The organism is Burkholderiales bacterium (genome assembly GCA_035543335.1).
GTDB lineage: Bacteria > Pseudomonadota > Gammaproteobacteria > Burkholderiales > JAHFRG01 > JAHFRG01.
The window spans coordinates 34,679-57,786 of sequence record DASZZH010000026.1; the positions used below are offsets into that span (position 1 = coordinate 34,679).

Consider the following 23,108-nt stretch of genomic DNA (forward strand, 5'->3'; position numbering starts at 1 on the left):
GGGCGTTATTTATTATAATACTTTGATTTTTCAGCAATATTTTCCTTAAACTTGGCCGCATCGATGACGAAGCGTTCGTGGGTACCGACAGAAATGGCATCTACACCGTCATGCGCATTCACCGAAAATGTGAGTTTCCTGCCCTCGATCTTCTTCAGCCTGATGCTCACCGTGACCGTAAATCCCGGCGGCGTAGGCGCAGTGTGGCTGAAATTCACATGCGCCCCCAGCGTCTGCTCGCGCGGCCAATCCAGATGGGGACGGAGGGCCTCGATGCAGGCCCATTCCATCAAGCCCACCATGAAGCCGGTGGCGAGCACCGACGGCATCTCGCGGAACATCTGCGATTCCGAATAAAGATGCGGTACGGTCTTGGTTTCGGGTATCTTGAATTTGAATTCAAACGTGAGGCCGGGCTGTAAAGTTTCTTTCATGGGGCTCCTTATTTGGATTTAAGCCGGGATGTTGCCGCAAAAAACCGTTTTTTTGCGCTTGGGAAGCCGCCGGGTTTACGGTAAGCTTTTCCTCCTTTATCCGAGATTGGCGATGAAATTCCTAAAAGCCGTGCGCCTCGATGCTTCCGACAGCCGTGTCTATGCGCAGGAGGGCGCAGCGGAAGACGGCGAATGGCTGGTTTCCGGCGGCTACGCCGTGTGCGATCTGGCGAGCGGTACGCACTTGCGCCCCAACTGCCATTGCGATACCTCTTTCGTCGGTGTTAAAACACATGGTCGCTGCACCCTCGCCGAAGTGGTGGAAATCGACGAGGCAACTTACCGGGAACACATCGAAACCCTGATCCGGCATTTTCTCGAAGACTTGAACGCGCCTTCGGAAGAAGCGGCGCGGAAAGTCGCGGAAGAAGAAGTAGCCTACACCGCGGATCTGTGTGAAAGCTTCAATACCGAGGTATGGATTACGGTAAAGCGCACGTCCAAGACCGACGGCGAAGGATTTGACGAACACTACCAGGTATTCAAGCGGCTGATGATAGGAGAACACAAGCTGTGAAGCAGGAGAGGCTGCGGGAAAACGTCCGCATCGCGCTCCGGATGTCGGACATCCAACCCTTTCATGTGATGGAATTGCTGGCGCGGGCACGCGCACTGGAAGCTCAGGGCCGTTCCATCGTCCACATGGAAATCGGCGAGCCGGATTTTCCTTCTCCGCAGCCGGTCATCGCCGCGGGAATGGAAGCGTTGAAGCGCGGCAACATCCATTACTCTCCGGCGCTGGGACTGCCGCAATTGCGCGAAGCCATTGCCGGTTTTTATATGCAACGCCATAGCCTGCGGGTTTCACCCTCGCGCATCGTCGTCACCCCCGGCGCATCCGGGGCGCTGTTGCTCACACTCGGCATCCTGATCAATCCCGGCGACAAGGTGTTGATGAGCGATCCGGGTTACCCCTGCAACCGGCATATCGTGCGACTGCTGGAAGGAGTTCCCGCAGGCATAGGCACTGATGCCACAACCGGTTATCAGCTCACCCATGAACTGATTGCCCAATATTGGGACCGTGCAACAACCGCAGTCATGATTGCCTCGCCTGCCAATCCCACCGGCACGCTGGTAAGCCGCGAACAATTGCATGCCATCATGGAAAAAACGCATGCGCTCCGTGGCCGGTTGATTGTGGATGAGATTTATCACGGATTGGTTTATGAGAGTGAAACAACCACCGCCTTGTCACTATCCGATGAAGTGTTTGTCATCAACAGCTTTTCCAAATATTTCGGCATGACCGGGTGGCGCCTGGGCTGGCTGGTGGCGCCGGAAGCCTATGTGCGTGAAGCGGACAAGCTGGCACAGAACGTTTTTCTCGCCGCGTCCACTCCGGCGCAATATGCGGCGCTGGCTGCGTTTGCGCCCGAAACCCTACGTATCCTGGAGGAGCGCCGCGCCGAATTCCGGCGCCGCCGCGATTATTTGCTGCCCGCCTTGCGCAATCTGGGTTTCGTGATTCCAGCTACAGCGCAAGGCGCTTTTTATCTCTACGCGGACTGCAGCCGCTTCAGCGCGGACAGCGAAACCTTCGCGCGCAAGCTGCTGGTACACGCGGGCGTGGCGGTTACGCCGGGAATCGATTTCGGCAGCCACCAAGCGTCGCGCCATGTGCGCTTTGCCTACACTACTTCACTGGAAAATCTGCGAGAGGGTGTGCGCCGTCTTGAGGCTTTCCTGCGCAAAAGCTGATGCACAGTTTCATTTCCAGTGCGGCGGCCAGGTTTTCTGGAAATAGGGCAGCGCCTCGATGCGCTTCATCCACGCGGAAAGCTTGGGCCCGACGGCGGCACGCAGGCCCAAATCAGTTTTTTTCTTTTCCAGCCGCAGTGCCAGCGCCAGCATCGGATAAAGTCCGAAATCCGCCGCGCTGAGCTTGTCCAGCAGATATTCGCCACGCACTTGGCCCTCGAAATGCTGGAGCTCGGCTAAAAATTCCTCCCGGCTCCCGGTAATAACCTGTGCGTCCCACTCCGCTTCCGGCTTAAAAAAAATCTGCCGCAGCATTGGATCCACGGCCGTACGCAGATAATTGTCCACTTCCAGAATCAAGCGCCGCGCGCTAGCGCGCTCGGCCGGGGCTTGCGGAAATAGCGCGCCATTGCCCGACTTGGGGTATTTGTCTTCGATGTACTCCACAATCGCGGAAGATTCATAGAGTGCGAAGCCGTCATCCACCAGTACCGGTACCTTATGGCGGGGATTAAGTTTGAGGAACTCCGGCTTGTGCATATCGCCCGCCGAGAATGATATGGCTTTCATCTCGTAAGCAAGCCGCTTGTATTCAAGGGCGAGCCAGACCCGCCAAGCATAAGGCGAGCCCGAGCCGTAGTAAAAAACTATGCTCACGATATTATCCTCTACAGTAATGGCCGCCGCTCAACGTGGGCGGATTAACGATTCAATTAAGACTCAGTAAAACTTAAATTATTTCATAATCTGGCCAGAATGATGAGTTTTGCGGGAGTTGATTCGGGATAATACTTGCTGTTCTCACGATACACCCAGAGCCTGGGCGATGCCAGAAGCGTCCATACCAGCACTTCGGACGCGCAACCCTGTAGGACAAACCAAGTCTATAACTTAGATATGAAACGATTTTTATTGTTCGGGCTTCTTGTCTGGGCAGGTGCTGCAGCGGCCGGGCCGGTTTATACCCGAGATGAAACGCTGGATCAAGACTTGCACGGACCACGGGTGGAATGGGCGGGAGAAATTCTTTGCTTTACATAAGTGTTTTATCGCCTGTAATCCCGGCATTTTCGAAGTGGGTACTTACGCTCCGGGGCGCGAGCTAAATGTAACAGGAAATCTCGGGGCAGCTGTCCCGCGCCGGATCGGTGGCCAGGTCTACGCTTATCCGGTGATTGCCGGCGCCTTTCTGGAACTGCTGTCACACCAATACTTGTTGCCCCGATATGACCCGTTTTGCTACCCGCCCCAGTACTACGATCCTTCGTTCTATCATCACCGTCATTACTGGTGAGAGGCACGCCCGCCATCAGACTCGGCTTTGTATCGTTGATCCCGTGCTTAGGCTTGGCGCTCTAGGGAAGTACCTTGACGCCGGGGATCAGACCCGGTGGGGATCTTTCAGCATCTGCTGCAGGCGCAGTTTTTCGTTGATGACCTTGCCCGCGTACTGACTGCTGGTGCCGTCCGTCGCGCCATTGTACATTTGCAAGCCGATAGTCAGGTCCCCGCTACGCGCAATGTATTCGCGCAGGATTTTCGCGCCCACCAGGATGTTCGTCTCAGGTTCCAGCACGGCTTTTTCGCCGCCGGAAGCCATGATTTTTTCCATGTGGTATTTCGGAATCACCTGCATCAGGCCCTTGGCGCCCGCCACGCTTTCCGCAATGGGATTGAAGCGCGATTCCACCGCCATTACAGCGAGAATCAAAAGCGGATCGAGGCCGGTCTGCTCGCCGGCGGCATAGGCAGCACTTACCAGTTCCACGGTTGCATCCATGGACACGCGGTAGCGCTTCGATACGTATTCCGCTAGCATCATGATCCTGCCATCCAACGGAGCTTTCTGCTCGAGTACGTTTGGCTCCAGGACTTTTTCAGTCTCTTCTCTTTCCACAACCTGCGGTGGCTGGGTCGCAGCGGGAAGCACCGCCGACTCGCTTTGCAGTGTGATTTGCGAATACAGGCTTACCATGAGCGAAATCAGGCTCATGACAAACGCAGACAGCAGCAAGGTACTTCGGCTCTTGTCAGCAAGCGTCCTACCATTGCTTATTTCAAACTGAGTGTTTTCCATGATTAACCCCCTCATCGTCTGCTCACGGCAAACTGCCTTAAAAAAACAGCCCATACAAGTTAATATTGCGCCGCAAAAGTAACACTATTATATTGTTTATTATAATTAAAATAAATTTTTAATTGCTTATAATCGAAGTTTGATGCTGCATCGCAACAATAGTTCCATGGTTTCAATTTAATGCTAGAGACTTCAGGGGCGGTTATATTTAGCCACAGCCACAAAAAATACGGAAGATTTTTACATCGCCCGCTTCCATGGGCTTTCACTTTCTCTTCATCGCTGAGGTTTTCATGTTTTACATCAATATGATATCCTCAAAACCTATTTTGCAAGTCCCGGTGATTTGACCGAAGCAAAAAAACCCTCTCACTCCGCTTATTGGGGACGAGGCGGGGTAAAAAACCGTTTTCCACGTCGCCTGAGCTGAGAATTAGTGGTAACATACCTTTCCCGCCTCCGATTAAAGAATCGGACTCGGTGAATCAATCCAGCTACGCGACTGCAGGTCGGCTTGCGCCTAACCCGGCGCATGCGGTCCGCAGTCGCGGCTGAATGTGCTACACCGGCCTTGAGCCTGTCGGGGCAAAAGGCCAAGCCGAAGGCGCAGGTATTGACGTCGTCGGCCTTGGTGCCGGCGCTGGGGCGGGAGCTGTCGTGGTTACCGGCGCTGCCATCCGTGCCACCGGTTTCCTGGCCGCCGCTTTTTTCCGGGCGGGTCTTTTCTTGGCCGCCTTCTTCTTTGCCGACTTTTTTGCTGACTTCTTTTTGGCCGCTTTTCTTTTGGCAGATATCCTTGCCGCGGCCTTTCTTTTTGCCGTTTTTTTCTTCGTCGCTTTCTTTTTCTTCCTCGATGCTTTTTTCTTCTTAGCTGGTTTCTTCTGGGCTTTACGTTTCGCTGCCATTGCAACCTCCTATATGAAAATTAACAGGGTACTGCTTCCTACCACTACCACACTCGCCGCGGTCCGAGCCACGCGCACCGGCGCATTTCACGGCCTTGCAGCAGTTCCTTAATGCACAACATGTCGTCTGGCCTTGCTCACCAGATCCCGGTACAACATCTCAGGATCCAGATCAATTCCTCCTTCCCAGCATAACGCGCCCGCTTCTATGCTGACTTGCTTGAACTTCTCCACGTCTTCCCACGCCTTAAACAGGCCCACGCCGACCAGATTGCCCAGATAAACCCGGCCTTCCAGGCCATCGTCAAAACGCAGCCACAACGTGTAATCGCTGTCTGCGCGACACACCGTAAGCCGGTGCGTTTTGTTTTTGCGCGCTCCTGCCGCCATGCCTGGGTGTCCTTGACCTCTTAATCCCAGTTCAACGCCCCGCCGGTCTGGTACTCAATGACGCGGGTTTCAAAAAAGTTTTTCTCTTTCTTGAGGTCAATCAATTCGCTCATCCACGGGAAGGGATTGTTCGCTCCCAGGAACAGCGCATCCAGGCCGATCTGCTGGCAGCGGCGGTTGGCAATGAAGCGCAGATATTCCTTGAACATCGGCGCGTTCAGCCCCAGCACGCCGCGCGGCATGGTGTCCTCGGCGTAGCGGTACTCGAGATCCACCGCCTTCTTCATCAGTCCCTGGATATCCTCGCGGAATTCCGGCGTCCACAAATGCGGGTTTTCCAGCTTGATCTGGTTGACAAGGTCGATGCCGAAATTGCAGTGCATGGACTCGTCGCGCAGGATGTATTGGTACTGCTCGGCCGAGCCGGTCATCTTGTTCTGCCGTCCCAGCGCCAGGATTTGTACAAAACCCACATAGAAGAACAGCCCTTCCATGATGCAGGAAAAGACAATCAGGCTCTTCAGGAGCCCCTGGTCGTTCTCCCGCGTGCCGGTCTTGAACGAGGGATTGGTCAACGTATCGATAAACGGGATCAGGAACTCGTTCTTGTCGCGGATGCTGGAAACCTCGTGGTAGGCGTTGAAGATCTCGCCTTCGTCCAGGCCCAGGCTTTCCACGATGTATTGGTAGGCATGAGTGTGAATCGCCTCCTCGAAGGCCTGGCGCAGCAGATACTGCCGGCACTCCGGCGCCGAGATATGGCGGTAGGTGCCGAGCACGATGTTGTTCGCCGCCAACGAATCGGCGGTGACGAAGAAACCGAGATTGCGCTTGACAATGCGTCGCTCGTCTTCGGTCAAACCATTCGGGTCCTTCCACAACGCGATGTCGCGGCTCATGTTGATTTCCTGCGGCATCCAGTGGTTGGCGCAGCCCGAGAGATATTTCTCCCAGGCCCATTTGTATTTGAACGGCACCAGCTGGTTCACGTCGGTCTGGCCATTGATGATGCGCTTGTCCTCGACACGGATGCGTCGAAAGGCCCCGGCCTCTGCGCTGGGTTCTTCCGCAGCCTGGCGCGCGAGCGCCGGCGCCGCCGGCACAAAACCGGTCATCGGTTGGAGCTTAAGCCCCGGCACCGTTCCCAAATCATCTTCAAATTGCAGCATGCTTGCCTCCTTTATGTCGTTATAGGTGGATACTTATCACTGACAAGATTCGCACTCGGAATTGTCGATCGAACACATTTTCTCGTCGGCGGCTTCCCCCACCGGCACGGCGTTCAACTGTCCGCCGCGGGCGGTGGATTTCTCCGCTGAGGTCGCCCCCAGGGTTCGCAGATAGTAGGTAGTCTTGAGACCCCGTTTCCACGCCAGCTTGTAAACTTCGTCGAGCTTCTTGCCGCTCGCTCCCGCCATGTAAATGTTGAGCGACTGCGCCTGGTCTATCCATTTCTGGCGGCGCGAGGCGGCCTCGACCAGATACAACGGATCGACTTCAAATGCCGTGGCGTAAAGACTGCGGATATCAGCGGGAATGCGGTCGATTTTGGCGAGGCCGCCGTCGAAATACTTGAGGTCGGAAATCATCACCTCGTCCCACATGCCGAGTTTTTTCAGGTCCTGCACCAGGTACTGGTTGACCACCGTGAACTCGCCGGAAAGATTCGACTTCACATACAGGTTCTGGTAGGTGGGCTCGATAGAAGCCGACACGCCGATGATGTTGGCAATGGTGGCGGTGGGCGCGATCGCCAGACAGTTGGAATTGCGCATGCCGAATTCCCTGATGCGTGCGCGCAGCACGTTCCAGTCCAGGGTCGAGGATTGATCCACCTCGACATGGCCGCCACGCTCATCGGCAAGCAATCTCAGGGTGTCCTGCGGCAGGATACCGCGATCCCACAGCGAGCCGCGGTACGAAGGGTAGCGCCCGCGCTCGGCAGCAAGCTCGGTGGACGCCCAATAGGCGCAATAGGCAACCGCCTCCATCGAACGATCGGCGAACTCAATCGCAGCCTCGGAAGCGTAAGGCACGCGCAATTCATGCAGGCAATCCTGGAAGCCCATGATACCCAACCCCACCGGCCGGTGCTTCATGTTGGAATTGCGCGCCTTGTTGACGGCGTAGAAGTTGATGTCAATCACGTTATCCAGCATACGCATGGCGGTGGCGATGGTGAGCTTGAGTTTTCCGTGATCGAGCCTGCCGTCCTGCATGTGCGCCACCAGGTTGATCGAGCCCAGATTGCACACCGCAATCTCGTCCTTGCCGGTGTTGAGCGTGATTTCGGTGCACAGGTTGGAACTGTGCACCACGCCCGCATGCTGCTGCGGCGAGCGGATGTTGCATACATCCTTGAAGGTAATCCACGGATGGCCGGTCTCAAACAGCATGGTAAGCATCTTGCGCCACAGGGAAAGCGCCGGGATTTTCTTAAAGAGCTTCAATTCGCCCCTTGCCGCCTTTTCCTCGTAGGCAAGATAGGCTTGTCCGAACGCTTTCCCGTACTTGTCATGCAGGTCCGGCACGTCGGCCGGCGAGAACAGCGTCCACTCGCCCCCTTCCATCACCCGCTTCATGAACAAATCGGGAATCCAGTTAGCGGTGTTCATGTCATGGGTACGGCGGCGGTCATCGCCGGTGTTTTTCCGCAGCTCGAGGAATTCCTCGATGTCGAGGTGCCAGGTTTCCAGATACGAGCACACCGCGCCCTTGCGTTTCCCCCCCTGATTCACCGCCACGGCGGTGTCGTTCACCACCTTTAGGAACGGCACCACGCCCTGTGACTTGCCGTTGGTGCCCTTGATGTGCGAACCCAGCGCGCGCACCGGCGTCCAGTCGTTGCCCAGCCCCCCGGCGTATTTGGCGAGGAGCGCGTTTTCCTTGATGGCGTCGTAGATGCCCTCCAAATCGTCGCTCACCGTGGTGAGATAGCAGGAGGAAAGCTGCGGGCGCACCGTGCCGGAGTTGAACAGCGTCGGCGTCGAACTCATGAAATCGAAGTTGGAGAGCACGTTGTAAAACTCGATTGCCCGCTCTTCACGGTTGATCTCGTTCAACGCCAGCCCCATCGCCACACGCATGAAAAACGCCTGCGGCAGCTCTATATGGCGCTCGTGCACGTGCAGGAAATAGCGGTCATACAGGGTTTGCAGGCCGAGATAGCCGAACTTAAGGTCGCGGTTCGCTTCCAGCGCTTCCGCCAGACGCCGTAGATCAAAGCGCGCCAAGCGCGGATCCAGAAGCTCGGCGTCGATGCCGTTCTGAATAAAGCACGGAAAATATTCAGCGTAAGTCGTCTGCATCCGCTCCTGGGTCACTTCCTCGCCCAGCGCCTCGAAGCAGATGGAGTGCAAAAGCAGGCGCGCGGTAACAAAGGTGTAGGCCGGGTCTTTTTCAATCAGCGAGCGCGCCGAAAGAATGGCTGACTTGCGCACTTCCGCCGCCGGCACGCCATCGTATAAGTCCTTCAGGGTGGATTTGAGAATCAACGCCGGCTCTACGGCTTCGCCCAGTCCCACACAGGCGGATTGGATGAGCGCGGCCAGCCGATCCATGTCGAGCGCGATCTTCTGGCCGTTTTCCAGAACATGGATGGTCACGGAAGGCACCGCTGCTTCCATGACCGTCTTTTGCTTGGCGCGGTTGCGCGCCCGCTCCTCGCGGTAGAGCACGTAGGAGCGCGCCACTTCGTGCTCGCCTGAACGCATCAGGGTAAGCTCCACCTGATCCTGTATGTCCTCGATATGGAAGGTGCCGCCGTGGGGCTGGCGGCGCATCAGCGCGTTCACCACGGTTTCGGTGAGCTTTACCACCATCTCACGGATGCGTGCGGACGCCGCACCCTGACCGCCATTGACCGCAATATAGGCCTTGGTCATGGCCAGCGAAATCTTGGAAGGCTCAAATCCCACTACGCTGCCGTTGCGGCGAATCACCTTGTACTGCGCGTAACGGGGGTCCTGATTGGGAACCGGTGCGATGTCAGAAAAATTAACGCTCGACGCAGAAGCGGGAGAAGCGCTACCAGTCGCAACAACCTGCTGCATATTGAAGTCTCCTAATGTTTTTATAATCTAGGCACTTAGGGTAACCTGGCGGCTGCCCTACAAACACTATATATAGTGTCAAACGCGTTTACACCGACTAATTCTAGTAGCCTAATTGGGGGAGCGCAACTACTTTTTGTGGCGAGTCCCGGTCCGAGATACTACCGGTTGTGGCAGGGAACAGAACTAAACGCCGAGGGCGGCGAAATACCGGTCCCAATCGAAAAACGGGCCTGGATCAGTCTTGCGGCCGGGAGCAATCGCCGCGTGACCGGCTATGTCTTTGACGGGATAGGCCTTTTTTAGCGCCCGGGTGAGGGAAACGAGTGCCGCATACTGAGCATCGCGAAACGGCAATAAATCGCTGCCTTCCAACTCGACGCCAATGGAAAAATCGTTGCAGCACAGCCGCCCACACCACTGCGACACCCCGGCATGCCAGGCGCGCTTCAAGCAGGGAACGAACTGCAGGATTTCCCCGTCACGGCGAATGAAAAAATGGGCGGACACTTTAAGGTCGCAAACCGACTGAAAATAGGGATGAGCGGCCGGGTTCAGGCTGTTGGTAAAGAGCTCAATCACGCCTTGGCCGCCGAATTCATGCGGCGGCAGGCTGATGTTATGGACGACGAGAAGCTCGATCGCGCAATCCGCGGGGCGCTCGTCGCAATTGGAAGAGGCAATATAGCGCACCGCCTGCAGGATTCCCTTGTGATCGAATTGCATCAGTTGGAGGAGACCGGCTCAATTGATGCCGAGGCGTTCCATGCGGTAGCGCAAGGAGCGGAAAGTAATGCCCAAGAGCCTTGCTGCGGCAGTGCGGTTGAAGCGGGTTTTTCCCAAGGCTTCGAGGATGGCTTCCTTTTCCAGCCGGTCAAGGTATTCCTGCAGCGGCCATTTATCGTCGGCAACGCTCGCGCGTTCCACCGGCTGCTGCGGAGTGAGCTGCAAGTCCTCACGTATGATTTTGGCTCCTGCGCAAAGCGCCAGCGCCCGTTCCAGGATATTTTCAAGCTCGCGGACATTGCCTGGGAAATCGTACTGGACAAGCGCTTGCAACGCGTCTTCATCGAGCTCGCTTGCGGTTGCCCCGTGCTGTTTGGCCAAGCGGGGTAAAACGGCCTTGGCAATCAAAGGAATATCCTCACGCATGTCGCGCAGCGAAGGCATCTTTAGCTCAATCACGTTAAGCCGGTAATAAAGATCCTGGCGGAATTTACCGTTTTCCACGCCATCCGCAAGGTTCTGGTGGGTAGCGCTGATGATGCGCACATCGGCGTTTTCCTCCTGGGTGGAGCCTACCTTGCGCACTTTTTTCTCCTGGATCGCGCGCAACAGTTTGACCTGCATCAACAAGGGCAGGTCCGCTACTTCATCGAGAAACAGGGTGCCGCCGTTTGCCGCCTGGAAAAAACCGTCGCGGTCCTGCTCGGCGCCGGTAAAGGCACCTTTTTTGTAACCGAAAAACTCGCTTTCCATCAGGTTTTCAGGTATCGCGCCGCAGTTTACCGGCACGAACGGGCCGTTGCGGCGTGCGCTTTTTTGATGGATCAACCTTGCCGCAAGCTCCTTGCCGCTCCCCGATTCGCCGCTGATATAAACCGGCGCCTCGCTGCGCGAGAGTTTTTCAATCAAGCGGCGCACCTGGCTCATGGCTTCGGACTCACCCAGCAGCAGGTCTTCGCCGGATTTATCGGCGGCAGGCCGGGCGAGGCTTAATGCAGACTTCACCAGGGTGCGCAACTGTTCCAAGGAAACCGGTTTGGCAATGTAATCGAAGGCGCCGGCCTTCAAAGCGGCAACCGCGTTCTCGGCGCTGCCATGGGCGGTAATCACCGCCACCGGCAAATCGGCACAGTGCGTATCGATGTACTTGACTAGTTCCAGTCCATCGCCGTCAGGCAGACGCATGTCGGTGAGACATAAATCATAATTCCGGGCTTGTAAAAGTTTGAGTGCGGAAGCAAGATTTTCGGCGCGCTCCACTTCCAGTCCCATGCGCAACAAAGTAAGTTCCAGCAGCTCCAGGATATCGGCCTCATCGTCCACGATGAGAACGCTGAGTCCCGTTGCTGCACCTTCAAGCTTCGACTGTTTGCGCTTGGTCATGCTTTTGCCTTGCAAATTACGGTGAAATGGCCTCCGCTTGTGGCTTCCACGTAATCCAAAGTGGCACCGTTGGCATCACAGATTTCGCGCGCGATGTATAGCCCCAAGCCGGTGCCGCCCGTCGCCGTGGTAAAAAACGGCTCAAACAACTGGCTGCGTAGCGCAGGCGGGACTCCCGGCCCGTCGTCGATAATATCCAATCTTACCGCATCCTTGCTGGTGCCGCCGCCCGCCGCCACCAGCCGAATGCTGCCCTCCCGCCGCTGGCAATGGCGCAAAGCGTTTCGGCACAGATTCCACATCACTTGATTTAAATGACTGCGGTCAAAAAACACGCCACGTTGAGTGTGGCTCTCCAGCTTGAAAATATGGGCCGGAATCTTCTCGTTCCGGCAGAACTCTTCGACAAAGGTCCGCAGGAAATTCACCAGCTTTATATTCTCGCGCAACGCCCGGTCGCGGCGGTTGAGCTTGAGCACATCCTGCACCATGCGGTCCAACCGTTGCGCGTTGTCGCTGATAATTTTCAGCAGGCGGGCTTGTGTTTCAGTATGCTCGGATTCTTCTTGAAGCAGCTCGGCGGCATGGCTGATCGAACTCAATGGATTTCGGATTTCGTGCGCGATATTAGCGGTAAGCCTGCCTAAAGCAGCGAGCTTGAGCTGCTGGGCTTGCGCCTGAACCCGGCTCAAATCTTCAAGAAAAATAACAGTGCCGAGAGGATAGCTGTCGCCCACCGCCAGGAAGCGCGCTCCGATCAAGCGTGCGCGTGAAACCGCCAGCGGCTCGATCGCGGCGTTGGGCTGATTACGCCAGCGTTCGAGCTGCTGCGCCAGCGCCGGGGCGTACTCGTGCAATAGCATGCCTTTGCGCTCACGAGGTAACGTTCCCAACAGCCTTTCCGCCTGCGAATTATGTTGCCGGATCGTGCCTTTTTCATCCACCACCAGCACGCCATCCTGCATATCCTGAATCACCAGTTGATTGACTTGCGCCAAGTTGGCAAGGTCAATGCCGCGCTGCAATGCAAGCCGTTCGCTGGCCTGGGTGTATTTTGCAAGGGTGTGCGCAAGCCAGGCGGTAGCAAAGTAGCCTACGCTCAACATCCCGGCCTGGATATACTGGACCGTATCCGCCAGGTTGCGCAGCACCTGAAAGGTTTGTTCCATCAGCACAGCGATGCTTGCCAGCGCGGCATAAAACAAGGTGAGCCGTCCGCGGCTGATCAGCCCCGCTGCGGCAAGCGAGGCCAGGGGCAATAAGCCGAGCCCACTGGTGATGCCGCCACTCGCGTCCATCAGAATGACGAGGAACACGATGTCGGCGAGAACCTGGCAGGTCAGCTGCAGGGTAAAGTAAGGGCGTTGCGCCGTGATGGTGAAGTGAAAGAACACGGCAAAAAACCCATAAACAAAACTGCCCCACAAGAAAAGCGGCCGGTCCATCGTGCCAAACAGAGACTGGCCAAAGAAGAAGGCGGTGAAAATAAACGAGCAGGCAACCGCCAGCCGATAAAGATTGAAATAGAAGAGGGAGCGCCAGAAGGAAGCGGGTTGCTCGGATTGCTGTGCGCTCAGCACCTGCGACAACGCGGTCAGCTCCTGCCACAGCGTACGCTGAAGCCCCCTAAGGAAGGATCCAGAGCGGCCCAAAATTCCAATATCTCCACCGCCAAGATCCGCCCGGGTGGCGTCCCCGGGCTTGCTCGAGCCAGGTGTCTGCGAATCTGGAACTTGCATCAAATCATCACCAGCGGGTCGGATTATTTTTTATTCGGGTGCGCGCGCTGATGTTCTTGGGAGCAGAAATAATCACCGTGGCTGGTAAAGCTTTCGCTTTTCGGCAAGTTCACACCGCAATGCGCGCAGCGCACCATGTCTTCGCCCGTGGCGTCCCGATGCTGCTGTGACTTCAGCAGGCCTTTGCGATAACTCCTGAGAACCCAGTAAACCAGCAACGCGCCAATTATCACTAACAGCAACCTGCTCAAGCTCATTCTCCAGCAGAATTAACAGCGCTCCAGAAAGATAAGGTTGGTCGGGGTGACTGGATTCGAACCAGCGACTCCTGCGTCCCGAACGCAGTACTCTACCAGGCTGAGCTACACCCCGAAGTATTGAAGCAATCCGGGATACCAACAAACCCGGTTTGAGATGGGTTCTAGATTTTAAATCTAATAACTTCTGCTGACCGCAAAGTCCGCTAATTGTAGCAAAGAATCACGGTAATTTGAACGCGGCAGCATAGCGCAGGCGGCACATGCGGCTTGCGCTTCGGTCTTGGCCTGCGTCCGTGCATACTCCAGGGCACGAGTCTGGTGAATCGTGTCAAGCACCGTAGCAAATTCCTCGCGGCCGCCCTGCTCAATGGCCTTGCGGATGAGAGCCGCCTGCTCGGGGTTGCCGTATTTCATGGCGTAAATGAGGGGCAAGGTGGGTTTGCCTTCCGCCAGATCGTCGCCGATATTCTTCCCGGTCTGGCTTAGGTCACCGGAATAATCGAGCACATCATCGATGAGCTGAAACGCGATGCCCAAATGCATGCCGTAACTCGCCATCGCCTCCTCCTCGGCGCTGCCGGCATCGCCCAGTATCGCGCCAAGACGGGTGGCTGCTTCGAACAGCTTGGCGGTCTTGCAGCGTATTACTTGCAGATAGCGTTGCTCGTCGATGTTGGCGTTATGGCAGTTCAGCAACTGCAGCACTTCTCCCTCGGCAATCACGTTGGTGGCGTCCGCCAGCACCCGCATCACCCGCATGTTGTCCACTTCCACCATCATCTGGAAAGCGCGCGAGTAGACGAAATCGCCCACTAATACGCTGGCAGCGTTGCCGAACAGAGCGTTCACCGTCGGACTGCCCCGGCGGAGCGCGGAACCATCCACCACATCATCGTGCAGCAGCGTGGCGGTATGAATGAACTCCACTACCGCCGCGAGCTCGTAATGATGGTTGCCGCGATAACCGAAGGCACCGGCGGAAAGAATCACCAGCGCCGGGCGCAGGCGTTTCCCCCCGCTGTTGATGATGTACTCGGCCACCTGGCGAATCAGCGCCACATCGGAATACAGGCGCTGGCGGATGACCTGGTCCACGGCACGCATTTCCGGCTCGATGGCGTCACGGATGGCTTCGATTGACAAGGAGGTGCCCAAGATAAGTAGCGTCGCAAGAATAAACTCTTAGGATAGCAGAACGCGGCATTTTTAGGGGGCAGCGAACCCGGCCGCAACCGGGACAGAAACCCCGGATCAACGAGTCAGACTTTATTTTGACTGGTGAGCAGGCTTTATGTAAAATTACACGTTTGCAAAGAAACGGCATCTGGAGCGAAAATGTACGCAGTCATCAAAACCGGAGGCAAGCAGTATCGCGTGGCTTCCGGCGAAAAACTCAAGATTGAACAAATACCCCAGGCCGTCGGCACTGAAATCGTGCTCGACCAGGTGCTGCTGGTGGCTAACGGCGACAAAATAGCCGCCGGAAACCCGCTGGTGGCGGGCGCCAAAGTCAAGGCAACCGTGGTTGCCCAAGGGCGGGGCGACAAGGTGCGGATTTTCAAAATGCGCCGTCGCAAGATGTACCGCCGGACGCAGGGCCATCGCCAGAATTTCACTGAAATCCGTATCGATACGATTTCGGCATAAGGAAAATCCAACATGGCACATAAAAAAGCGGGCGGCAGTTCCCGCAACGGCCGCGATTCGCAGTCCAAGCGCCTCGGCGTGAAATGTTTCGGCGGCGAACGGGTGCCAGCGGGCAGCATCATCGTGCGCCAGCGCGGCACCCAGGTTCATCCTGGCGACAACGTCGGCATCGGCAAGGACCACACCCTGTTCGCCAAGGTTACGGGAAAAGTTCAATTCAAGGTCAAAGGCCCGGAGCAGCACAAAACCGTAAGCGTGATCCCGGTCTAAGGGTCGTGTCATTCCAACAGCCCTATCGGACGATAGGGCTTTTTTATTTCTAGCCTTGCGGAAGTAAACCTCCAGCGAAGCTGGCACGAAAGCAGACACGATGAAATTTATTGACGAAGCCATCATACAGGTCAGCGCCGGTAAAGGCGGCGATGGCGTGGCCAGCTTTAGGCGTGAAAAATTCATACCGCGCGGCGGACCGGATGGCGGCGACGGCGGGCGCGGTGGCAGCGTTTACGCGATTGCCGACCGTAACATCAATACGCTGATTGATTACCGCTACGCACGCATTCACCGCGCCAAAAATGGCGAGAACGGGCGAGGCTCGGATTGCTACGGCAAAAGTGCGGAGGACGTGATATTGCGCGTGCCGGTGGGCACGGTCATCACCGACAACCAGACCGGCGAACTCATCGCCGACCTCGATCAGCACGGGCAAAAAACCCTGCTGGCCAAAGGCGGCGGCGGCGGCTTGGGCAATCTGCACTTCAAATCCAGCACCAACCGCGCGCCGCGCAAGTGCACTCCGGGCCAGCCGAGGGAAGCACTTGAGCTCAAGCTCGAACTCAGGGTGCTTGCCGACGTCGGTTTGCTTGGCATGCCCAACGCCGGGAAGTCGACTTTCATTCGCGCCGTGTCGGCGGCACGCCCCAAGGTCGCGGATTATCCTTTCACCACTTTGCATCCGCATCTGGGGGTGGTGCGCGTAGGCGAATTGCGCAGCTTCGTGATCGCCGACATTCCCGGGCTGATCGAAGGTGCGGCCGAAGGCGCGGGGCTGGGCCACCAATTCCTCAAGCACCTCGCGCGCACGCGCCTGCTTCTGCACATCGTGGACATCGCGTCTTTCGACGAAACAACCGATGCGGTGCGGGAAGCGCGCGCCATCATCAAGGAACTCAAAAAATACGATGAGGCGCTTTACCGCAAGCCGCGCTGGCTGGTGTTGAACAAGCTGGATTTGCTGGATGTTTCCGAACGTAAAAAAAAATACCGCCGGTTCCTGCGCGATTTGGGCTGGAAAGGAAAAAGCTTTATTATTTCAGCGCTCACCGGCGAAGGCTGCAAAGAACTGACTTTTGCCGTCATGCAATATCTGGAACAAAACTACGAAGCGGAAGAGTAAAGCATGCGTGAAGCCTTAAAAAACGCCAAACGACTGGTGATCAAAGTCGGCAGCAGCCTGGTCACCAATGAGGGGCAAGGTTTGGATCATGCCGCGCTGGCGCGCTGGGCGGAACAGATCGCGGCATTGAAGAAACTCGGCAAGGAAGTACTGCTGGTTTCCTCCGGCGCGATTGCCGAAGGGATGCAACGGCTCGGCTGGCAAAAGCGCCCGCACAGCATGCATGAGCTGCAGGCCGCCGCCGCAGTGGGGCAGATGGGGTTGATTCAGGCCTACGAGAGCTGTTTCCGCAAATTCGGCCTGCATACCGCGCAAATTCTTCTGACCCATGAGGACCTGTCGGACCGCAAGCGCTATCTCAACGCCCGCTCCACCCTGCGCTCGCTGCTGGCGCTCAACGTCATTCCCGTCATCAATGAAAACGACACGGTGGTGACCGACGAAATCCGCTTCGGCGACAACGACACGCTGGGCGCGCTGGTGACCAATCTCATCGAAGCTGATGCACTTATCATCCTTACCGATCAGGCGGGTCTTTACACGGCCGATCCGCGCCAGAGCCCGCGAGCAACCCTCGTCACCGAAGCACGCGCCGGCGACGAGAATCTCGAAAAAATGGCAGGAAGCAGCGGTACGCACATCGGCAGCGGCGGCATGCTTACCAAAGTGTTCGCCGCCAAACGCGCGGCGCGCAGCGGCGCGCATACCGTGATTGCTCCCGGCCGCGAAGCCAATGTGCTGCTGCGGCTCGCGCAAGGCGAAGCGCTGGGCAGCCTGCTTTTCGCCGAAACGGTGACTTTGGCTGCGCGCAAACAGTGGCTTGCCGATCATCTGCAGGTGCGCGGCAAACTCATGCTCGATGCCGGCGCCGTGCAAGCCTTATGCGCAAGCGGTAAAAGCTTGCTGCCGATAGGCGTATACGATTTGAGCGGGGACTTCGAGCGCGGCGAGGTGGTGACTTGCGTGGACCCGCATGGCCGGGAAATCGCGCGCGGCCTGGTCAATTACAACGCTCAAGAAACACGGCGCATCCTGCAGCTGCCCAGCCAGGAAATCGAATCGGTGCTGGGTTATGTGGACGAGCCCGAGCTCATTCACAGGGACAACTTGGTTCTGCTCTAGATCGTCTTGTAAACAAACTCGCGGGTCAAAGGATAAACCAGCCTGCCATCCGCCAGCGGCCTGCCCGCCAGCAGCTGGTAAATGGAAATCCAGCCGCGCTCGAAGGCGTCCGCCGATCCCGCCATGTAAACCTGCCAGGTGCGGAAGATTTTTTCTCCGGCAATTCTCCGCGCCTGGTCCTGCTTCGCGTCCAGGCGCTCCACCCAGTGCCACAGCGTTTTCGCATAATGCGCGCGCAAATTCTCGGCATCGAGGCATTCCAGCTTCTGCTGCGCCATCGTCTCCATCACCACCGACACATGCACCAGTTCCCCGCCGGGAAACACATAGTCTTCGATGAACTTTCCCATATCGCTGCCCAGCTCTGAGCTTTCGGGGGAGGTGAGCGTGATGCCGTGATTCATCACCAGCCCGCCGGGCTTGAGCAGGCGGTAGATCTTGCCGAAATAAAGCGGAAGATTACGCCTGCCGACATGCTCGAACATGCCCACGCTGGCAATCTTGTCGAACGGTTCGCGCTCGTCGAGCTCGCGGTAATCGCACAGCATCACTTGGCAGCAATCTTGCAAACCCAGTTCCTTGATTTTTTGTCCGACGTATTCGAACTGGTTACGGCTTAAGGTAATACCGGTGGCCTTGGCACGGTAGCGCTGCGCCGCCCACAGAATCAGGCCGCCCCAGCCGCAGCCGATATCGAGAAAGCACTCGTCTTGCTGCAAATCGAGCTTGCGGCAAATCAAATCGAGCTTTTGCTCCTGAGCCAGATCGAGGCTGTCCCCGGGAGTTTTGAAGTAGGCGCAGGAATAGACGCGCCAGCGATCCAGCCATAAGGCGTAAAAATCGTTCGACACATCGTAGTGATGAGTGATTGCCCTGCGGTCGGCGCTGAGGGTATGGCGCCGCCATTTCCAAACATGGTTGATTTTTTTTCTGCCCATCTCGGCGCCAGCATCACAAAGCCCGACGACGATTTCCATGACATCGCGCAAGTTGCCGCGGATATCGAGCTCCTGCTCCACATAGGCCTTGGCGAGCTTGCCGAGGGTGGGATTCGCCAGGGTGAGCAAGGCGCGCGGCGTGCGCAGCATTATTGTGACCTTGGGCGAACCGGCAGGAGTAATAAGCTGCTGGTCAGGAAGGCAAATGCTTAATGGCAGGTTAAGCGCGGCAATGCGCTGTTCCAGCCATTGTTTTACTCGATTTTCCAGCATAGAGGCAACGCATGGGGCACGGGGGGATGACCCAAGCTTACCATCTTAAGAGCTCATTTCAAAATTAGCCGCGTATGCGTTGCTGGTCAAAACGGGATGGATGCAAGGCGCGAGGCCGCAGCCATAGCAGTGCCTGCCGTCGCATAGCGTGTTTAATTCTGAAATGAGCTCTAAGACAGGCGCAAATCCTTGAGGAGCGAGCCGCGCACTGCAGGATCAACGCTTTCGACGACCACTTGATAGGCAGCATGATCGATACCCATGGCCAGCCCCGCCCCGTTCTTAAGCGCCTGCGCCATTTGCGGCGTAAGTTCGAAGCGCAGAAAATGTACTGCCGCGGTTTTTTCCCCGTCATCGCGCTCCAGGTCCTCATCGGCAATCGCATAGACGGGGACATGTCCCGCGATTTTCACCCACACTTTGCGCTCAATGCCTTTCAAGCGCGCCAGCATGTTCTTGCGCTGCTCAACATCCGGATATTCGATGAGCATGGTGGCCTTCCAGTTGCTGCCATCGGGAATCAGCGGGTTGTAGGCTTGCAACTCATCCTGTATGCCTTCTTCCTCGAAAATACGCTCCACGCGCAGCATTTCCTGGATCTGGTAACGGATGGTGAACTCGTCTTCAAAAATCAGCGTGACATGTTCGCCGAGGTGCATTTTGCGGGTTTTCTTGTGCTCCATCACCTTGGCGCGGAACTCCTGGCGCATCCTGGCGTAGGCTTCGAGCGTCATTAAACTGTCACGGGTAACCGGCATGCGAATTTCCTTTCTTGTTTCCACTTTATCCATTTTCATAACCCATAAGCGATGCGCAATAGGGTCAATGGATGCAGCTTCTGCGCCGCCGTGCCGCCCATGCCTTGCGCGATGTGGCGGCCGGCGATGGCGCAATCGGAGCTGATGTAATCCGGCTCGCCGCTCGCCATCTGTTTGAATACCGGCCTGCCGATTTTCATGGAGTGGCCATAGAACTCGGTTTTGACGCCCCAGGTGCCGTCGTGGCCGGAACAGCGTTCCACGGTGTTGACCTGCGTGCCCGGGATCATTTGTAAAAGCTCGCGGGTTTTCTGCCCCACGTTCTGCACCCGCAGATGGCAGGGAATATGGTAAGAAACTTTGCCCAGCGGCTTGTTGAAATCGGTGTTGAGCAGACCATCACGCTGGCGCAGCACCAGGTATTCGAACGGATCGAACATCGCTTTGGCCACTGCTTTTACATCGGCGTCCTCGGGAAACAACAACGGCAGTTCTTGTTTGAACATTAACGTACACGACGGCACCGCGGTCAAGATGGCATAACCCTGCTTGGCCAATTTGACCAGCTGTGGGATGTTGGTGTTCTTGAGTTTTTCCACTGCGTCGAGATCGCCGAGCTCGAGCTTGGGCATGCCGCAACAGGCTTCTTTTTCCACAATCACTGCGGGAATCTCGTTGTGCTCGAGGATTTTCAGCAAATCATGGCCGATGCCGGGCTCGTTGTAGTTCAAATAACAAGTGGAAAAAATCGCCACTTTGCCAGGCGTATTCTGGCCGTCTTTTACCGCAAAGCCGTGGTTTGCCGCGGCATTCTTGCGGAACGTGCTGCTGGTGAATTCCGGCAAATGCCGCTCCTGATGAATGCCCAATACATGGTGCATCACCTTGCGGGCGGCGGCTGTTTTGTTCACCGCATTTACCATCTGCACCACCACCGGAATGCTGGCGAGCTTGCCCAAAGCATCGGTGCTGGAAAGCAGCTTGTCGCGGAATTTGACCTCGCCTTTCCGGTACTTCACCGCCTTGGCGCGCAGCATCAAATGCGGAAAATCCACGTTCCATGGATGCGGCGGCACGTACGGGCACTTAGTCATGAAGCACATGTCGCACAGATAGCACTGGTCGACCACGTCCCAGAATTTGTTTTTCTCCACGCCGTCGAGTTCGCCGGTGGCGCCTTCGTCAATGAGATCAAACAGACGCGGAAAGGCGTTGCACAGATTCACGCAGCGGCGACAGCCGTGGCAGATGTCGAACACCCGCCCCAGTTCCTTGAAAACGGATTCTTCTTCGTAGAAATCCGGATTGCGCCAGTCTATGGGGTGGCGCTTGGGTGCCTCGAGGCCGCCTTCGCGTGTGGTCATGTGTGCAATAAGTTTTTTAAACAACAAGGCGCGAGGGTTTGGCCCTCACGCCTTGCGCCTTGGTGAGGCTTAATCAGCCAGTTGGTCGAGGGCTTTTTGGAAACGGTTGGCGTGCGAGCGCTCGGCTTTGGTCAGCGTTTCAAACCAATCGGCGATTTCGTCGAAACCCTCCTGGCGGGCGATTTTCGCCATGCCCGGATACATGTCGGTGTATTCGTGGGTCTCGCCATGGATCGCGGATTTCAGGTTTTGACGCGTCGGGCCGAAAGGTTGATCGGTCGCCGGGTCGCCGCAAGCTTCCAGGTACTCGAGATGGCCGTGGGCATGGCCGGTTTCGCCTTCAGCAGTGGAACGAAACACCGCCGAGACGTCGTTTTGCCCCTCTACGTCCGCTTTCGCCGCGAAGTAGAGGTAACGGCGGTTTGCCATGGATTCACCGGCAAACGCCGCTTTCAAGCTTTCATGGGTTTTAGATCCTTTGAGCTGCATCTATGTCTCCTATAAATTGCTGATATAAACGTGTTTCTATAGCGAAGCGGGGGTTTTAAACAAATAAAACAGTTTAGACTAAATCTAATCTATGAACCAAGTATAATCAACGCTTAAACCCATGTCAATTCAATCCTCAGGCAAGAAATCAGCGGCTTAACACTGCCTCGATTTCGGCAAAGGTGCGGGCGACTTCGGTAGTCTGAATGGTGACGCCCAATTGCCGCGCGATTTGGGTGGCGGAAAAGATGCCACGTATCTTGCGCGCCGCATTATCCACCACCACGGCATGCTGCCTGCCGCTTTTTTTGAGCATCGCTACCACGTGTCCGACCTTGGCGTGCACCACGTCGTCCAGGTTCAGCGCTTCCAGTTGGTGTCGCGGTGTCATGATGTCCTGCACCAGCACCTCGTGGCGCCTGACGCCGCTTTCCTGCATGAACTGCATCAGTTTCTCGCCGAGAATGTCGTTGGCGGTGATAATGCCGGCGACCTCGCCGGCGCGGCCCAGCACCAGCAGCAAGCGCACTCCCTGCTCGATCATGGTCTGGTTGGCGGTGTCAATGGAGGCGGAGGGTTCAATGGTCGCGGCGGACACCTGCTTGAGGTCGGTCATGCACTCGGCCGCCCGGTCGTCCAGATTCACCCGCTGCGGCAGCGTCTGCGAGGGTTGGTGGAAAGTGGTTCCCGCGGGCAAGGGATAAAGCGGAAGCGCGGCGTAATCTCTGAACATGGTTGACCCCCCCGTTTCCTTATAGTTATAGCATCAGCCGAAAACGAGGGACAAAAAAAGGAAACGGTCCATCTGAATTAGATTCCTTCTGCGCTGAAGCTAGCGCTCGACCGCTTGCGGCCTTTTCCCGCCCGCGGGACCCGTAGCGAAACGGATAAACCGTGAAAGCTCGGAGAGCGCCTGGTGGTAGACTTCGCGCTTGAATTCAATAACCGCATCCAGCGGCACCCAATAATTCTGCCAGCACCAGGCATCGAATTCGGGGTGTTCGGATGCACGCAGCTTGACGTCGGTATCGCGCCCGACCAGTCTGAGCAGATACCAAATTTGCTTCTGCCCTTTGTACGAGCCGCGCCATTCGCGCCTGACCCATTGGTACGGCACCTGGTAACGCAGCCAGTCGCGAGTGCGCCCGATGATTTTCACGTGCTCCGGGCTTAAGCCCACCTCTTCCATGAGCTCACGGTACATCGCTTGCTCGGGGGTTTCCCCAGGCTTAATACCGCCCTGTGGAAACTGCCAAGAATGTTCTTTTACGCGCTTGCCCCAAAAAACCTCGTTCTTGTAGTTCAGAATAATGATGCCGACATTGGGGCGATATCCATCTCGATCAATCATGTCAACCACCGTCATTTCTCAAATTGGTCTAATTTTTCCATAT

Annotated in this window: 24 protein-coding genes, 1 tRNA gene and 2 pseudogenes; 9 read left to right on the plus strand and 18 right to left on the minus strand. The window is 56.6% G+C overall.

Annotation, left to right across the window (positions count from 1 at the left end; all coding sequences use genetic code 11):
- Window positions 1-5: 5 nt before the first annotated feature.
- Window positions 6-434, minus strand: a complete 429-nt coding sequence (locus tag VHE58_06880; GenBank protein ID HVS27006.1) for a thioesterase family protein — start codon at window positions 432-434, stop codon at window positions 6-8.
- Between the two features lie 112 nt (window positions 435-546).
- On the opposite strand from VHE58_06880, the gene VHE58_06885 reads away from it, so the two are divergent.
- Both VHE58_06885 and VHE58_06890 read left to right on the plus strand, forming a co-directional pair.
- A complete protein-coding gene (locus VHE58_06885) occupies window positions 547-1,011 on the plus strand; it encodes a DUF6505 family protein (GenBank protein ID HVS27007.1) in 465 nt (154 codons plus the stop codon).
- Window positions 1,008-2,195 (plus strand): pyridoxal phosphate-dependent aminotransferase, encoded by a 1,188-nt coding sequence (locus tag VHE58_06890; GenBank protein ID HVS27008.1) that lies wholly within the window; start codon window positions 1,008-1,010, stop codon window positions 2,193-2,195. The genes VHE58_06885 and VHE58_06890 overlap by 4 nt, the downstream gene beginning before the upstream one ends.
- A 9-nt stretch (window positions 2,196-2,204) precedes the next feature.
- Here VHE58_06890 and VHE58_06895 read toward each other — a convergent pair whose 3' ends face one another.
- Window positions 2,205-2,852 (minus strand): glutathione S-transferase family protein, encoded by a 648-nt coding sequence (locus tag VHE58_06895; GenBank protein HVS27009.1) that lies wholly within the window; start codon window positions 2,850-2,852, stop codon window positions 2,205-2,207.
- 240 nt (window positions 2,853-3,092) lie between these two features.
- On the opposite strand from VHE58_06895, the gene VHE58_06900 reads away from it, so the two are divergent.
- Both VHE58_06900 and VHE58_06905 read left to right on the plus strand, forming a co-directional pair.
- Window positions 3,093-3,236, plus strand: coding sequence for a hypothetical protein (locus VHE58_06900; protein ID HVS27010.1), 144 nt, complete (start codon window positions 3,093-3,095; stop codon window positions 3,234-3,236).
- Between the two features lie 7 nt (window positions 3,237-3,243).
- Window positions 3,244-3,489: a Slp family lipoprotein gene (locus VHE58_06905; protein ID HVS27011.1), complete on the plus strand. Its 246-nt coding sequence runs from the start codon at window positions 3,244-3,246 to the stop codon at window positions 3,487-3,489.
- 87 nt (window positions 3,490-3,576) lie between these two features.
- Here the strand turns inward: VHE58_06905 and VHE58_06910 are convergent, their stop codons facing one another.
- Window positions 3,577-4,272 carry a lytic transglycosylase domain-containing protein gene (locus tag VHE58_06910; GenBank protein ID HVS27012.1) on the minus strand — a complete coding sequence of 232 codons (696 nt, stop codon included), beginning with the start codon at window positions 4,270-4,272 and terminating at the stop codon, window positions 3,577-3,579.
- Window positions 4,273-4,827: 555 nt separating this feature from the next.
- On the opposite strand from VHE58_06910, the gene VHE58_06915 reads away from it, so the two are divergent.
- Window positions 4,828-5,289 (plus strand): hypothetical protein, encoded by a 462-nt coding sequence (locus VHE58_06915; protein HVS27013.1) that lies wholly within the window; start codon window positions 4,828-4,830, stop codon window positions 5,287-5,289.
- Here VHE58_06915 and VHE58_06920 read toward each other — a convergent pair.
- From VHE58_06920 to VHE58_06960, 9 genes are all read right to left on the minus strand, one after another.
- Entirely contained in the window at window positions 5,286-5,567 is a 282-nt protein-coding gene (locus tag VHE58_06920) for a DUF2442 domain-containing protein (protein HVS27014.1), read from the minus strand. The two genes, VHE58_06915 and VHE58_06920, sit on opposite strands and share 4 nt — an antisense overlap.
- 20 nt (window positions 5,568-5,587) lie before the next feature.
- A complete protein-coding gene (locus VHE58_06925; GenBank protein ID HVS27015.1) occupies window positions 5,588-6,682 on the minus strand; it encodes a ribonucleotide-diphosphate reductase subunit beta in 1,095 nt (364 codons plus the stop codon).
- Window positions 6,683-6,772: 90 nt separating this feature from the next.
- The gene (locus tag VHE58_06930) at window positions 6,773-9,619 is read right to left on the minus strand and encodes a ribonucleoside-diphosphate reductase subunit alpha (protein ID HVS27016.1); all 2,847 of its coding nucleotides are present in this window, start codon (window positions 9,617-9,619) and stop codon (window positions 6,773-6,775) included.
- 186 nt (window positions 9,620-9,805) lie between these two features.
- Window positions 9,806-10,345, minus strand: a complete 540-nt coding sequence (gene ampD, locus VHE58_06935; protein ID HVS27017.1) for a 1,6-anhydro-N-acetylmuramyl-L-alanine amidase AmpD — start codon at window positions 10,343-10,345, stop codon at window positions 9,806-9,808.
- Window positions 10,346-10,363: 18 nt separating this feature from the next.
- Window positions 10,364-11,728, minus strand: coding sequence for a sigma-54 dependent transcriptional regulator (locus VHE58_06940; protein ID HVS27018.1), 1,365 nt, complete (start codon window positions 11,726-11,728; stop codon window positions 10,364-10,366).
- The gene (locus VHE58_06945; protein HVS27019.1) at window positions 11,725-13,467 is read right to left on the minus strand and encodes an ATP-binding protein; all 1,743 of its coding nucleotides are present in this window, start codon (window positions 13,465-13,467) and stop codon (window positions 11,725-11,727) included. Before VHE58_06945 ends, VHE58_06940 begins: the two co-directional genes overlap by 4 nt.
- Window positions 13,468-13,490: 23 nt before the next feature.
- Window positions 13,491-13,718: a PP0621 family protein gene (locus tag VHE58_06950; protein HVS27020.1), complete on the minus strand. Its 228-nt coding sequence runs from the start codon at window positions 13,716-13,718 to the stop codon at window positions 13,491-13,493.
- A 44-nt stretch (window positions 13,719-13,762) separates the two neighbouring features.
- A tRNA-Pro gene (locus VHE58_06955) sits at window positions 13,763-13,839 on the minus strand.
- A 62-nt stretch (window positions 13,840-13,901) separates the two neighbouring features.
- On the minus strand, window positions 13,902-14,831 hold the full coding sequence (locus VHE58_06960; protein HVS27021.1) for a polyprenyl synthetase family protein: 930 nt from the start codon (window positions 14,829-14,831) through the stop codon (window positions 13,902-13,904).
- A 231-nt stretch (window positions 14,832-15,062) separates the two neighbouring features.
- Between VHE58_06960 and rplU the strand changes: the two genes are divergently transcribed.
- The 4 genes and pseudogenes from rplU (at window position 15,063) to proB (ending at window position 17,892) form a co-directional block, all read left to right on the plus strand.
- A complete protein-coding gene (rplU, locus tag VHE58_06965; protein ID HVS27022.1) occupies window positions 15,063-15,374 on the plus strand; it encodes a 50S ribosomal protein L21 in 312 nt (103 codons plus the stop codon).
- Window positions 15,375-15,386: 12 nt separating this feature from the next.
- A complete protein-coding gene (gene rpmA / locus VHE58_06970; protein HVS27023.1) occupies window positions 15,387-15,644 on the plus strand; it encodes a 50S ribosomal protein L27 in 258 nt (85 codons plus the stop codon).
- Window positions 15,645-15,744: 100 nt separating this feature from the next.
- A pseudogene (gene obgE, locus VHE58_06975) lies at window positions 15,745-16,761 on the plus strand (GTPase ObgE).
- Between the two features lie 12 nt (window positions 16,762-16,773).
- Window positions 16,774-17,892: a glutamate 5-kinase gene (gene proB, locus VHE58_06980; GenBank protein HVS27024.1), complete on the plus strand. Its 1,119-nt coding sequence runs from the start codon at window positions 16,774-16,776 to the stop codon at window positions 17,890-17,892.
- Here the strand turns inward: proB and VHE58_06985 are convergent.
- The 6 genes and pseudogenes from VHE58_06985 to VHE58_07010 all read right to left on the minus strand — a co-directional run bounded on the left by VHE58_06985 (window position 17,889) and on the right by VHE58_07010 (window position 23,065).
- Window positions 17,889-19,103, minus strand: a complete 1,215-nt coding sequence (locus VHE58_06985; protein ID HVS27025.1) for a class I SAM-dependent methyltransferase — start codon at window positions 19,101-19,103, stop codon at window positions 17,889-17,891. The two genes, proB and VHE58_06985, sit on opposite strands and share 4 nt — an antisense overlap.
- Before the next feature lie 170 nt (window positions 19,104-19,273).
- Complete coding sequence (locus tag VHE58_06990) at window positions 19,274-19,861, minus strand: DUF3501 family protein (protein HVS27026.1); 588 nt, start codon at window positions 19,859-19,861, stop codon at window positions 19,274-19,276.
- Between the two features lie 35 nt (window positions 19,862-19,896).
- Window positions 19,897-21,225 carry a heterodisulfide reductase-related iron-sulfur binding cluster gene (locus VHE58_06995; GenBank protein ID HVS27027.1) on the minus strand — a complete coding sequence of 443 codons (1,329 nt, stop codon included), beginning with the start codon at window positions 21,223-21,225 and terminating at the stop codon, window positions 19,897-19,899.
- Window positions 21,226-21,294: 69 nt separating this feature from the next.
- The gene (locus VHE58_07000) at window positions 21,295-21,714 is read right to left on the minus strand and encodes a rubrerythrin family protein (protein HVS27028.1); all 420 of its coding nucleotides are present in this window, start codon (window positions 21,712-21,714) and stop codon (window positions 21,295-21,297) included.
- A gap of 148 nt (window positions 21,715-21,862) precedes the next feature.
- On the minus strand, window positions 21,863-22,447 hold the full coding sequence (locus VHE58_07005) for a CBS domain-containing protein (GenBank protein HVS27029.1): 585 nt from the start codon (window positions 22,445-22,447) through the stop codon (window positions 21,863-21,865).
- 153 nt (window positions 22,448-22,600) lie between these two features.
- Window positions 22,601-23,065: pseudogene (locus VHE58_07010) on the minus strand (RNA pyrophosphohydrolase).
- Between the last annotated feature and the right edge of the window lie 43 nt (window positions 23,066-23,108).